This window comes from Citrobacter sp. Awk 4 (assembly GCF_028069725.1).
In the GTDB taxonomy this organism is placed as follows: Bacteria; Pseudomonadota; Gammaproteobacteria; order Enterobacterales; family Enterobacteriaceae; genus Citrobacter_D.
Map to the genome: position 1 here is coordinate 1 of NZ_JANEWG010000081.1, position 12,399 is coordinate 12,399.

Here is a 12,399-nt window from a genome sequence, read left to right on the forward strand (position 1 = left end):
ACATAATATTAGGCATTGCTTCATATGATAAAAATTAGCTTAAAGAAATATAAACACTCGTTAATGAAATAAATAATACGGTAGCTTAGCTACCCGGAAATTGGATGGCGATAATAAAAATATGAACGCGAATCATTTTTTATTGTAAATTCGACTCACATGACTATCAGCACTCTATTTCGTACCAACCCATTTTTTGCGCTGCTAAGTCATATTTTTTCATTTTTTGACCTGAGGGTTTAAGTCCTCTAAAAGGAATGAAGTTCCCCACAGTCCGCGTGACAGAACGTCACCTGCTATGTGTGGTATCACGCAATACCCGATGTCCGCTTTTTCCCTCTCCCATTCCCGTAAGCAACAAAATTTGGCATAATGCGCGCTGCAATTTTTCTGTATTAAGAGACCCTGATGTCCGATAACGCTCAACTTTCCGGTCTGTGTGACCGTTTTCGTGGTTTTTATCCTGTCGTGATAGATGTCGAAACGGCTGGGTTTAACGCCAAAACCGATGCGCTACTTGAGATCGCCGCCATCACACTGAAAATGGATGAGCAAGGCTGGTTGATGCCGGACACGACGCTGCATTTCCATGTCGAACCGTTTGAAGGGGCAAACTTGCAGCCTGAGGCGCTCGCCTTTAACGGTATTGATCCGTCGAATCCACTGCGCGGCGCCGTCAGCGAATACGATGCGTTGCATGCGATCTTCAAAATGGTACGTAAAGGCATCAAAGACAGCGGTTGCAACCGGGCCATCATGGTTGCCCACAACGCCACTTTTGATCACAGCTTTATGATGGCGGCAGCGGAACGTGCATCGTTGAAACGTAACCCGTTCCATCCCTTCGTGACCTTCGATACCGCGGCACTCAGCGGTCTGGCGTTGGGTCAAACGGTGTTATCAAAAGCCTGTCTGGCGGCAGGCATGGAGTTTGACGGCACCCAGGCGCACTCCGCCCTCTATGACACCGAACGCACCGCCATCCTGTTTTGCGAAATCGTGAATCGCTGGAAACGCCTTGGCGGGTGGCCGCTTCCGCAGCCGGAAGACGCTTAATCACGTTGTTCAGGCGGGCCCGGCGATAAAAAAAGCGACCAGAAAATGGTCGCTTTTTTTTATTTCCGCTGATTACTCAGCATCAGGTTCTTCGGTTTTGTATTTCGCCGCAGTTTCTTTAATCAGTTGCTGCAACTCACCGCGCTGATACATTTCGATCAAAATATCGCAGCCGCCAACCAGTTCACCATCAACCCACAGTTGCGGGAAGGTTGGCCAGTTTGCATATTTTGGTAATTCCGCACGAATATCCGGGTTCTGCAGGATATCAACATAGGCAAAACGCTCGCCACAGGCAGACAACGCCTGGACAGCCTGCGCGGAGAAACCGCAGCTAGGCAGTTTTGGAGAACCTTTCATGTACAGGAGAATCGGGTTTTCAGCGATCTGGCGCTGGATTTTTTCGATAGTGGTGCTCATTGTCTTGCTTCCTTTAACTTCTTTTACGGCAGTAGTCTGACATTGTAGCGGGTCAGGCTGGCAACGGAAAATAACATTTTCATTACTCTTTATTATTTTATCCCCTGACGCGATAAGTTGCATTCTCTATATTTCTTATCCTGTAAAACAACAGCCAATGGCCTCTCCGTTGACCATTTTTAGCACGAGCTGTTGATTTTTTTTGCAGTCGCTTACGAAATGAGGTTTTAGATGGTAAAAGCGATTAACTTTCTGTGCTTTTATGGATTAGAATCGACAAGTTTTGTAAATCACACGCGGGCATGATAGTCGCCTGCCATTAACCAGAGGACTGCTCAGTGGCGCGAATAAACCGGATTTCGATCACGCTCTGTGCTTTGCTTTTTTCTACACTCTCTTTCACATCCCCTGCGCAAGCCTCCCGGCAAACCAGGGAGACGCCTGCAGTTTCTCATGCGACGAAAACGGCAGATAAGCATAAAAGCGCGGCAACCAGTAAAAAAACAACCAAAACCAGTCAGAAAACCGCCAAAAAAGCCGTCAGCAAAACCAGCGTCAAAACCGCCTCCTCATCCAAAAAGCGCGTGACCTCACCGGCGAAAACCACCAAAAGCGCAAATCGCCGGGCCTCCCCGACGACAGCAAAAACTGCCGCTGTCACGTTCAGCGAAAAATGCACGCCGCGCAAAGGCCGTAAACCCCATTGTGTGAAGGTGAAAGATACCACGCCTGTTTCGCTTGCCGATGCGCATAAGGTCAGAGTACAGAAAGCGACCAAAACAGCCATGTCCACGTTGATGAATCAGATTGGCAAACCGTATCACTGGGGTGGCACGTCGCCACGTACCGGTTTTGATTGCAGCGGTCTGGTCTATTATGCCTACAAAGATCTGGTGAAGTTCCGTATTCCGCGTACGGCGAATGAAATGTACCACCTACGCGATGCCTCACCGATTGAGCGTGATGAACTGAAGAATGGCGATCTGGTCTTCTTCCGAACCCAGGGACGTGGTACGGCGGATCACGTCGGCGTGTATGTCGGCAATGGCAAATTTATTCAGTCTCCCCGTTCAGGGCAGGAAATTCAGATCACCTCATTGAGCGAAGATTACTGGCAACGCCACTATGTCGGCGCTCGCCGCGTCATGACACCAAAAACCATTCGTTAATCTCTTACCCTGTTGTTTACGCAACAGGGTAAGTTCTTCTTTTGCATCACCTTTCAATTTGCTACCCTATCCTTACGTACTTTAAGGCTATTGTACGTACCCAATATTAATAATAAGGAGAGAAGCAATGTCGTTCGAATTACCTGCATTACCGTATGGCAAAGATGCGCTGGCACCCCATATTTCTGCCGAAACACTGGAATACCACTACGGCAAACATCATCAAACCTATGTAACGAATCTCAACAACCTGATCAAAGGTACCGCCTTTGAAGGTAAATCGCTGGAAGAGATCGTCCGTAGTTCAGAAGGTGGCGTATTCAATAACGCAGCACAGGTATGGAACCACACGTTCTACTGGAACTGCCTGGCGCCGAACGCGGGCGGTGAACCTACCGGGAAACTGGCTGACGCTATCGCCGCGTCTTTCGGGAGCTTTGCTGAATTCAAAGCGCAATTCACCGATGCTGCGATTAAAAACTTCGGTTCCGGCTGGACCTGGCTGGTAAAAGGGACTGATGGCAAACTGGCTATCGTTTCTACGTCCAATGCAGGCACACCGCTGACTACCGATGCCACCCCGCTGATGACCGTTGACGTGTGGGAACATGCTTACTACATCGACTACCGTAATGCCCGTCCTGGCTACCTGGAGCATTTCTGGGCGCTGGTAAACTGGGAATTCGTTGCGAAAAACTTCGCAGCGTAATTAAGACAACGCAGAAGGTAGCCCTTCTGCGTTTTTATTTTTCACTCTATCGATGAGCTGGTGACAAGTGCCGTTTCAGGTTGTCTTCTCCCTGAAACATAGACCAGTAATAATGCCAGTCCTGCCACAATAGCGCCCATCACCGGAACAAAGCTATACCCCAGACCGCCGGAAATCACGGCACCACCAGCTACCGCGCCCAACGCATTCCCAAGATTAAATGCGCCAATATTCACCGACGAAGACAACCCCGGCGCTTCACTGGCAACACGCATCACGCGCATCTGCAAAGGCGGTACGACGGCAAATGTTGCCGCGCCCCACACCACCATACTGAACGCAGCGCCCAGATCATGACGCACCAGGAATGGAATAGCCAGCATGATAACCATCAGCAACAGTAAGAAACCTTTCAGAGTTCCGGTGACGGAACGATCGGCCAGTTTGCCGCCTAAATAGTTTCCGATCGAAAATCCAATGCCGATCAAAACCAACATCGCGGTCACAAATGCGGGTGTGGCATGGGCGATATTTTGCAAAACGGGGGAAATATAAGTGTAAAGGGTGAACATGGCTCCCGCGCCCAGCACGGTAGTGAGCAAAGCCGAAAGCACCTGCGGACGTAACAAGACAGCCAATTCTTTGCGAACCTCTGGGCGTTCCCCTGCTCCGCCTTTCGGCAGAGAGAAGAATAAACTGAGCATCGCAATCACACCCAGCCCTGCCGTCGCTAAAAAGGACATCCGCCAGCCAATGGTTTCCCCAAGCCATGTGGCTGCAGGCACGCCACCAATGTTCGCGATGGTTAATCCCATAAACATCGTCGCCACCGCGCTGGCCTGTTTATGTTTCGGCACCACACTGGCCGCCACGACCGAACCCAATCCAAAAAATGCGCCGTGATTAAGGCTGGTCAAAATGCGCGATAACATCAAGGTGGTGTAATCCGGCGAAATGGCCGACAGGACATTGCCCAGCGTAAAAATGGCCATCAGAAAAATCAGCGCATTACGACGAGCGCGGTGCGATAGCAACAGGGTCATCAGCGGCGCACCCACCATCACGCCCACCGCATACGCGCTAATGAGCATCCCGGCAGCAGGAATGGAGACATTCACGCCATGCGCAATAACGGGCAACAGGCCCATCGGAGAGAATTCCGTGGTCCCGATACCAAATGCACCAACCGCAAGCGCCAGTAAGGGATAATTGATTTTCATACGTCGACTCCGCTGACCGTGCCGCGAAGCGACACCCGATAAGAGCCAAAAGCATGACATCAATCACAAAAATAATAAAGTTAACAGAATGGCAAAAGACTTTTGCTGATTTAGTAACAATGAAGGGGAAAAGCAATGAGGGAGAGCATGCTCCCTCATGGTATATCAGTGCAGCGCTGCGGTCAGACCACCCGCTACGATCAAGCCCAGAACAATAAGAGTGGTGACTAACGAAAACTTCAGATCGGTGCTCATCAAATTTGCTCCTTTTTATTTCCACACAAAAAGTGATATTGCACATTTTTACACACCTGGATGTAAAAATCTCCCAGGATTTATATTGATAACCACTTTTAACTCTTCCCCTTTTCGTCAAGATCAGACAAAATTCCACGCTTACTTGATTAGCGTACCGGCCATTGACCCCCTCCTGACGTTTCGTGTCGTTTTCCCGGCGTGCCGCAACCCTGATGTTGCGATAAGGGTGTGTAAAGGCAAACGTTTACCTACAGTATTTTCAGGAGTTTGGATATGGTCTGGAGTGAAATGTAATGGCAACAATTAAAGATGTAGCGAAGCGAGCAAACGTTTCCACTACAACCGTATCACATGTAATTAACAAAACGCGTTTTGTCGCAGAAGAGACACGCAATGCTGTCTGGGCTGCAATCAAAGAATTGCACTACTCCCCGAGTGCGGTCGCCCGCAGCCTGAAGGTGAATCACACCAAATCTATCGGCCTGCTGGCAACCAGCAGTGAAGCCGCCTATTTCGCTGAGATTATTGAAGCCGTTGAGAAGAACTGCTTCCAGAAAGGCTATACCCTGATTCTTGGCAATGCCTGGAATAATCTCGAAAAACAGCGGGCTTACCTTTCCATGATGGCGCAAAAGCGTGTGGATGGTCTGCTGGTCATGTGTTCGGAATACCCAGAGTCTCTGCTTTCCATGCTTGAAGAGTATCGCCATATTCCGATGGTGGTGATGGATTGGGGTGAAGCGAAAGCTGATTTTACCGATACGGTCATCGATAACGCTTTTGAAGGCGGGTATATGGCCGGTCGTTATCTGGTAGAACGCGGTCATCGTGAGATCGGCGTGATTCCTGGCCCGATGGAGCGTAACACGGGTGCTGGCCGCCTGGCGGGCTTTATGAAGGCGATGGACGAAGCGCTGATCAAAGTCCCGGAAAACTGGGTAGTCCAGGGCGATTTTGAACCCGAGTCAGGTTATCGCGCAATGCAGCAAATCCTCTCTCAGAACCATCGCCCCACTGCGGTATTCTGCGGTGGCGACATCATGGCAATGGGGGCGCTCTGTGCTGCCGACGAAATGGGTTTGCGCGTACCGCAGGATATTTCGGTGATCGGTTATGACAATGTGCGCAATGCGCGCTATTTCACCCCTGCATTGACCACTATTCACCAGCCGAAAGACTCTCTGGGTGAAACGGCCTTTAATATGCTGTTAGACCGTATCGTCAACAAACGTGAAGAGTCGCAGTCCATTGAAGTTCACCCGCGATTGATCGAACGTCGTTCGGTTGCTGATGGTCCGTTCCGCGACTATCGCCGTTAAGCCTCCTCTGCGGGAACCTCTTCAGGTTCTCGCAACCACTCTTTGTTCAGCGTTTCACTGTCGCCTAAATACTCCAGTAACCAGGCTAATGCGGGCGACGTGTCATTTTGCTGCCAGGTCAGGCAGCATGCCGCGTCCGGGAATGGATTTTCCAGTGTTAACGCGACCCATTTGCCCCTGTCGATCCACGGTTTTGCAAAATGCGTGGGTACCATACCGACACATAATCCGGCAGAAAGACAGGTCGTCGCCGACTCCCAATCCGGTACGATCACGCGTTTTTGGTTATCCAGCAGCCAGGTGATACGTTTCGGCAGTGTGCGCGACGTGTCTTCACGAACCAGCGACGGCCAGTTGCGCAACGTGTCATCACTCAAGGGACCTGGCATCGTCGCCAGGGGATGATGACTTGCCACCACACAGCTCCAGCTCAACATTCCCATGTCGCGGAAGGTATAGCGCCCACCGACAGGGATAGCCTGCGTCGCCCCAATGGCCAGTTCCACACGTCCGTCGGAAAGCGCATCCCAGACGCCGTTGAATACCTCCTGAGAAACCACCAGCTCAACGTCATCAAAATGGCGGTAGAAATCGACAATCATCTGCCGGGTACGTTCTGGCCGCACAATATTGTCCACTGCGATGGAGAGTTGCCCTCGCCAGCCGTTTGCAATTTGTTGACACTGCTGGCGGGTGATCTGCATTTTTTTGATAACAGAGCGCCCTTCTTTTAAAAACCAGACACCGGCGGGCGTCAATTCCACATCCCGATGGCGTCGTTCAAACAAGGGCACCGCCAGCCACTCTTCCAGTTGGCGTACGGTGTAGCTCACTGCAGAAGGCACGCGATGCAGCTCCTGGGCGGCGGAACTGAAGCTGCCGTTGCGCGCGACAGCATCAACAACTTCAAGTGAATATTCTGACCACATATTCTGCCTACAAAAATTTTGAATTCAGTAGACAAATATTAGCGTTTCACAACAGGAATTTCACTCCCTACACTCTGCGGCAATGTCTTACTGATAAAAAAAGAGAATGTATTATGCAACCGGGAAAAGGGTTTTTAGTCTGGCTGGCTGGCCTCAGCGTACTGGGTTTTCTGGCAACAGATATGTACTTACCGGCATTTGCTGCCATTCAGGCCGATTTGCAAACACCGGCCTCTGCCGTCAGCGCCAGTCTGAGCCTGTTCTTAGCCGGATTCGCCGTCGCCCAGCTCGCCTGGGGTCCGCTCTCCGATCGTTATGGTCGTAAACCCATATTATTGCTCGGCCTGTCCATCTTCGCGCTGGGAAGTCTGGGTATGCTGTGGGTAGAAAGTGCAACGGGCTTGCTGGTTCTGCGTTTTATTCAGGCTATTGGTGTGTGTGCTGCCACGGTCATCTGGCAGGCGCTGGTCACGGATTACTACCCTTCGCAAAAAGTTAACCGTATTTTTGCCACTATTATGCCACTGGTCGGGTTGTCGCCTGCGCTTGCGCCGTTGTTAGGTAGCTGGATCCTCGCGCATTTTTCATGGCAGGCCATTTTCGCCACGCTGTTTGTGATTACGTTGATCCTGATGTTGCCTGCCCTGCGTTTAAAACCCACCGTAAAAGCACGTAACGATAGCCAGGATAAACTGACGTTCACCACCCTGCTGCGTTCGAAAGCCTATCGCGGGAACGTGCTGATTTACGCAGCGTGTTCTGCCAGTTTCTTCGCATGGTTAACCGGTTCACCGTTCATCCTGAGCGAAATGGGTTATAGCCCGGCAGTAATTGGTCTCAGTTATGTTCCGCAAACCATCGCCTTCCTGATTGGTGGGTACGGTTGCCGTGCAGCATTACAAAAATGGCAGGGGCAGCAACTGTTACCCTGGTTATTGGTAATCTTCGCATTGAGCGTCGTCGTCACCTGGGCGACCAGTTTTATTAACCATGTATCGCTGACCGAAATTCTGATCCCATTCTGTGTCATGGCTATCGCCAACGGCGCAATTTACCCTATCGTTGTGGCTCAGGCATTGCGTCCATTCCCACAGGCCACCGGGCGTGCGGCAGCATTGCAGAACACGCTGCAGTTGGGTCTCTGCTTCCTGGCCAGTCTGATTGTCTCCTGGTTAATCAGCACGCCGTTGCTGACCACCACCAGCGTCATGCTATCAACAGTTGCTCTCGCGGGATTGGGGTACTGGATGCAGTCACAGGCGAGTGAGTCTACGCATCACACCGCTCACTCTGAGATGGCACACAGCGATACGCACTAAAAATAGCGTTAATAGCCATTCCTTAGCTCGCTAAGATTTTTGGGTTGTTTCACCGATTATTGAGGCCTATACTGATTTTCGGCTGTTATATAAATACGATAAATATTACGTTCTAACGGGAGCCGGAGCGCTCCCGTTTAACCAAGGAATGGTCTTTTCGGCAAGGGTTCTCCCTTCCTCTGTTCTACGTCGGATTATAGACTCGCGGACTTTTTCCGTGAGATTTCTCACAAAGCCAAAAAAGCGTCTACGCTGTTTTAAGGTTCTGATCACCGACCAGTGATGGAGAAACTATGAGTTCATCGTGTATAGAAGAAGTCAGTGTACCGGATGATGACTGGTACCGTATCACCAACGAATTATTGAGCCGTGCAGGCGTTGCCATCAACGGTCCTGCCCCGGCTGACATTCAAATCAAAAACCCCGAATTTTTCAAACGCGTATTGCAGGAAGGATCGCTGGGGTTAGGTGAAAGTTACATGGATGGCTGGTGGGAATGCGAACGGCTGGATATTTTCTTCAATAAGGTTCTGCGCGCCGGCCTCGAAAGTCAACTTCCTCACCATTTCAAAGATACCCTTCGCATCGCAGGCGCACGCCTGTTTAATCTGCAAAGTAAAAAACGCGCCTGGATAGTCGGCAAAGAGCATTACGATCTTGGTAATGACCTTTTCAGCCGGATGCTTGATCCGTTCATGCAATATTCCTGCGCCTACTGGAAAGAGGCCGATACTCTGGAGTCTGCCCAGCAGGCGAAGCTAAAAATGATTTGTGAAAAATTGCAGCTTAAACCGGGTATGCGTGTGCTGGATATCGGCTGTGGCTGGGGCGGATTATCACAATATATGGCGGCCAATTACGCAGTCAGCGTGGTGGGTGTGACCATTTCTGCCGAGCAGCAAAAAATGGCGCAACAACGCTGCGAAGGATTAGATGTCACCATTCTGCTGCAGGATTATCGCGACTTACAGGATCAGTTTGATCGTATTGTATCAGTGGGTATGTTTGAACATGTTGGTCCCAAAAACTACAACACCTACTTTGAGGTGGTTGACCGTAATTTAAAACCTGACGGTCTTTTTCTGCTGCACACCATCGGCTCTAAAAAGACCGATAATAATGTCGACCCGTGGATCAATAAATATATCTTCCCGAACGGTTGCTTACCTTCCGTGCGCCAGATTGCCAACGCCAGCGAACCGCATTTTGTGATGGAGGACTGGCACAATTTTGGTGCCGATTATGATACAACGCTGATGTCATGGCATTCACGCTTTATAAAAGCCTGGCCTGAAATCGCAGATAACTACAGCGAGCGTTTTAAGCGGATGTTCAGTTATTATTTGAACGCCTGCGCTGGCGCATTTCGCGCCCGCGATATTCAACTCTGGCAGGTCGTTTTTTCGCGCGGTGTTGAACACGGTCTGCGCGTTCCCCGCTAGTAGAGTAGCCCCCGAATTCTGCGGGGGCCACTTTCATCTTTTAGGCGTCATTCGCCAGATTATTTGCAGCACTGTTTCGGGCCGCTAATACACGCTCAACCGTATCGACAACCGCCTGGGTTTGCGGATCAATTTCGATATTCACACGAGCGCCCAGCTTTTTCTTACCCAACGTGGTGCGTTCGAGCGTTTCGGGAATAAGGTGAACACAGAAGCGCGTTGCGGTGACTTCCCCAACGGTCAGACTGATGCCATCGATGCCGATATATCCTTTGTACAGAATATATTTCATCAACTGCAGATCCTGCACTTTGAACCAAATCTGACGGTTATTTTCTGAGGTCAGAATTTTTGAGATTTCGGCGGTGGTCATAATATGGCCCGACATTAAATGCCCGCCAATCTCATCGCTGAATTTTGCGGCGCGTTCGACATTAACCACATCGCCGACTTTCAGCTCACCTAAATTAGTAATGCGTAAGGTCTCTTTCATCAAATCAAAACTGACCTGATTACCTTTGATTTCGGTGACGGTCAGACAGCAACCGTTATGCGCCACCGACGCGCCCGTCTCCAGCGCATCCAGCATGTATTCAGGTAATTCCACTACATGAGTGCGAAAATTCGGTTTTTCATCAATCGACACCAGTCTGGCGGTGCCCTGCACAATACCCGTAAACATACCTGCAACTCCTGAAATCAGTTTGAATATCTCTGCCCAGCACAATAGCAGGTGAAAATTCAGGTTGCCAGCAAAGCGCCGCTCACACCTGTTTTTTCACTGGAGAATTACGTATTCCCCGCTACAATAGACTGCTAATTCCCCTGCATCTTCTTCTTGCTGCCACTCAAGGCGGCTTTTCTGGTCTCTCAAATAACAACAAAAAACAAGGTGTATACGTGCAAAAGTATATCAGTGAAGCGCGTCAGTTATTAGCTCTGGCAATACCGGTGATTCTCGCGCAAATCGCCCAAACCGCGATGGGGTTTGTTGATACCGTAATGGCCGGTGGATACAGCGCGACAGACATGGCAGCTGTCGCCATTGGCACGTCCATTTGGTTACCGGCCATTCTGTTCGGCCACGGCCTGCTGCTGGCGTTGACCCCCGTCATCGCTCAGTTAAATGGTTCCGGGCGTCGTGATCGTATCGCACATCAGGTGCGCCAGGGATTCTGGCTGGCGGGATGTGTCTCCGTTCTTATCATGCTCGTCCTGTGGAATGCCGGACATATCATCCGCGCAATGGATAATATTGATCCAGCGTTGGCCGATAAAGCTGTCGGCTATCTCCGGGCTCTGCTCTGGGGAGCTCCGGGATATCTGTTTTTCCAGGTGGCGCGCAACCAGTGTGAAGGTTTGGCCAAAACCAAGCCCGGCATGGTCATGGGATTCCTGGGGCTACTGGTTAATATTCCGGTTAACTACATCTTCATTTATGGCCATTTTGGCATGCCGGAACTGGGTGGCGTCGGCTGTGGTGTCGCCACCGCGGCAGTATACTGGGTGATGTTCATCGCGATGATTTCATACATCAGACACGCACGTTCGATGCGAGATATTCGTAATGAGCCGGGATTCAGTAAACCCGACACCGCCGTCGTGAAACGGTTGGTCCAGCTAGGTCTACCGATCGCGTTAGCCTTATTCTTCGAAGTGACTCTCTTTGCCGTCGTGGCATTGTTGGTATCGCCGCTGGGTATTGTCGACGTTGCCGGTCACCAGATTGCCCTCAATTTCAGTTCGCTAATGTTTGTATTGCCAATGTCGTTGGCGGCAGCGGTAACGATTCGGGTAGGGTATCGCCTGGGACAGGGATCAACGCTGAATGCGCAAACAGCAGCCAGAACCGGTTTGGGCGTCGGCGTCTGCATGGCCATTATGACGGCCATCTTCACGGTAACACTGCGAGAGCATATCGCCCTGCTCTACAACGATAATCCGGCAGTCGTTACGCTGGCGGCACAGTTAATGTTGCTGGCGGCGATTTACCAGATCTCCGACTCTATTCAGGTTATCGGCAGCGGTATTTTACGTGGCTATAAAGACACGCGATCCATCTTTTTTATCACTTTCACCGCTTATTGGGTGTTAGGTTTACCCTGTGGGTATATCCTGGCGTTAACCGATCTGGTCGTTGACCGTATGGGACCGGCGGGCTTCTGGATGGGCTTTATTATCGGTCTGACCTCCGCCGCCATTCTTATGATGCTGCGTATGCGATATCTGCAACGCCAGCCTTCTACGGTGATTTTGCAACGCGCTGCGCGATAACTACGCAATCCCCACCTAAAATACAAAAAAAAGCCGAACACACATTGTGTGTTCGGCATCCAACAGAAGAACAAATGAACTACTGCGTAAGCAGAGTATCACACAAGTGTATATTCATTCCTCTCATTGCAGATTTAATAAATAAATTAAAAACTCATACTTGAGTCACAAAGATAACGATAAAAAGAGCCGCACAGGTCTACGGCCAAATAATTATAACGATTTAAATAATCAAAACAAATACACAATATCAATGTGAAATATTATTTCATTCACATTACAAA

The 12,399-nt window shown here is 50.1% G+C and carries 12 protein-coding genes; 7 read left to right on the forward strand and 5 right to left on the reverse strand.

Going from position 1 to position 12,399, the window contains the following annotated elements:
• Positions 1-408: 408 nt before the first annotated feature.
• Positions 409-1,056, forward strand: coding sequence for a ribonuclease T (gene rnt, locus NNO04_RS21300; protein WP_271446358.1), 648 nt, complete (start codon positions 409-411; stop codon positions 1,054-1,056).
• A gap of 72 nt (positions 1,057-1,128) precedes the next feature.
• Here the strand turns inward: rnt and grxD are convergent, their stop codons facing one another.
• The gene (gene grxD, locus NNO04_RS21305) at positions 1,129-1,476 is read right to left on the reverse strand and encodes a monothiol glutaredoxin 4 (RefSeq protein WP_003832760.1); all 348 of its coding nucleotides are present in this window, start codon (positions 1,474-1,476) and stop codon (positions 1,129-1,131) included.
• Positions 1,477-1,814: 338 nt separating this feature from the next.
• Between grxD and NNO04_RS21310 the strand changes: the two genes are divergently transcribed.
• Positions 1,815-2,645: a C40 family peptidase gene (locus tag NNO04_RS21310; protein ID WP_271446359.1), complete on the forward strand. Its 831-nt coding sequence runs from the start codon at positions 1,815-1,817 to the stop codon at positions 2,643-2,645.
• Positions 2,646-2,772: 127 nt separating this feature from the next.
• The gene (sodB, locus tag NNO04_RS21315; protein ID WP_271446360.1) at positions 2,773-3,354 is read left to right on the forward strand and encodes a superoxide dismutase [Fe]; all 582 of its coding nucleotides are present in this window, start codon (positions 2,773-2,775) and stop codon (positions 3,352-3,354) included.
• Positions 3,355-3,395: 41 nt separating this feature from the next.
• On the opposite strand, the gene NNO04_RS21320 is transcribed toward sodB, so the two are convergent.
• Both NNO04_RS21320 and cydH read right to left on the reverse strand, forming a co-directional pair.
• Entirely contained in the window at positions 3,396-4,574 is a 1,179-nt protein-coding gene (locus NNO04_RS21320) for an MFS transporter (RefSeq protein ID WP_271446361.1), read from the reverse strand.
• A gap of 165 nt (positions 4,575-4,739) precedes the next feature.
• Positions 4,740-4,829 (reverse strand): cytochrome bd-I oxidase subunit CydH, encoded by a 90-nt coding sequence (cydH, locus tag NNO04_RS21325; RefSeq protein ID WP_106403197.1) that lies wholly within the window; start codon positions 4,827-4,829, stop codon positions 4,740-4,742.
• 296 nt (positions 4,830-5,125) lie between these two features.
• Between cydH and purR the strand changes: the two genes are divergently transcribed.
• Positions 5,126-6,151, forward strand: coding sequence for an HTH-type transcriptional repressor PurR (gene purR / locus NNO04_RS21330; protein ID WP_271446362.1), 1,026 nt, complete (start codon positions 5,126-5,128; stop codon positions 6,149-6,151).
• Here the strand turns inward: purR and punR are convergent.
• Positions 6,148-7,080, reverse strand: coding sequence for a DNA-binding transcriptional activator PunR (punR, locus tag NNO04_RS21335; protein ID WP_271446363.1), 933 nt, complete (start codon positions 7,078-7,080; stop codon positions 6,148-6,150). The genes purR and punR overlap by 4 nt on opposite strands.
• Before the next feature lie 113 nt (positions 7,081-7,193).
• Between punR and punC the strand changes: the two genes are divergently transcribed.
• On the forward strand, positions 7,194-8,399 hold the full coding sequence (gene punC / locus NNO04_RS21340; RefSeq protein WP_271446364.1) for a purine nucleoside transporter PunC: 1,206 nt from the start codon (positions 7,194-7,196) through the stop codon (positions 8,397-8,399).
• 293 nt (positions 8,400-8,692) lie between these two features.
• Positions 8,693-9,841, forward strand: coding sequence for a cyclopropane fatty acyl phospholipid synthase (cfa, locus tag NNO04_RS21345; RefSeq protein WP_271446365.1), 1,149 nt, complete (start codon positions 8,693-8,695; stop codon positions 9,839-9,841).
• A gap of 40 nt (positions 9,842-9,881) precedes the next feature.
• On the opposite strand, the gene NNO04_RS21350 is transcribed toward cfa, so the two are convergent.
• A complete protein-coding gene (locus NNO04_RS21350) occupies positions 9,882-10,523 on the reverse strand; it encodes a riboflavin synthase subunit alpha (RefSeq protein ID WP_271446366.1) in 642 nt (213 codons plus the stop codon).
• Positions 10,524-10,741: 218 nt separating this feature from the next.
• Between NNO04_RS21350 and mdtK the strand changes: the two genes are divergently transcribed.
• Positions 10,742-12,115: an MdtK family multidrug efflux MATE transporter gene (mdtK, locus tag NNO04_RS21355; RefSeq protein WP_271446367.1), complete on the forward strand. Its 1,374-nt coding sequence runs from the start codon at positions 10,742-10,744 to the stop codon at positions 12,113-12,115.
• Positions 12,116-12,399: the final 284 nt, after the last annotated feature.

Excerpts from the sequence above, each read along its gene's own strand:
- sodB (WP_271446360.1), top strand. The coding sequence starts at position 2,773 with ATGTCGTTCGAATTACCTGCATTACCGTATGGCAAAGATGCGCTGGCA.
- purR (WP_271446362.1), top strand. The coding sequence starts at position 5,126 with ATGGCAACAATTAAAGATGTAGCGAAGCGAGCAAACGTTTCCACTACA.
- rnt (WP_271446358.1), top strand. The coding sequence starts at position 409 with ATGTCCGATAACGCTCAACTTTCCGGTCTGTGTGACCGTTTTCGTGGT.
- punC (WP_271446364.1), top strand. The coding sequence starts at position 7,194 with ATGCAACCGGGAAAAGGGTTTTTAGTCTGGCTGGCTGGCCTCAGCGTA.
- cfa (WP_271446365.1), top strand. The coding sequence starts at position 8,693 with ATGAGTTCATCGTGTATAGAAGAAGTCAGTGTACCGGATGATGACTGG.
- punR (WP_271446363.1), bottom strand. The coding sequence starts at position 7,080 with ATGTGGTCAGAATATTCACTTGAAGTTGTTGATGCTGTCGCGCGCAAC.
- grxD (WP_003832760.1), bottom strand. The coding sequence starts at position 1,476 with ATGAGCACCACTATCGAAAAAATCCAGCGCCAGATCGCTGAAAACCCG.
- NNO04_RS21320 (WP_271446361.1), bottom strand. The coding sequence starts at position 4,574 with ATGAAAATCAATTATCCCTTACTGGCGCTTGCGGTTGGTGCATTTGGT.
- NNO04_RS21350 (WP_271446366.1), bottom strand. The coding sequence starts at position 10,523 with ATGTTTACGGGTATTGTGCAGGGCACCGCCAGACTGGTGTCGATTGAT.
- cydH (WP_106403197.1), bottom strand. The coding sequence starts at position 4,829 with ATGAGCACCGATCTGAAGTTTTCGTTAGTCACCACTCTTATTGTTCTG.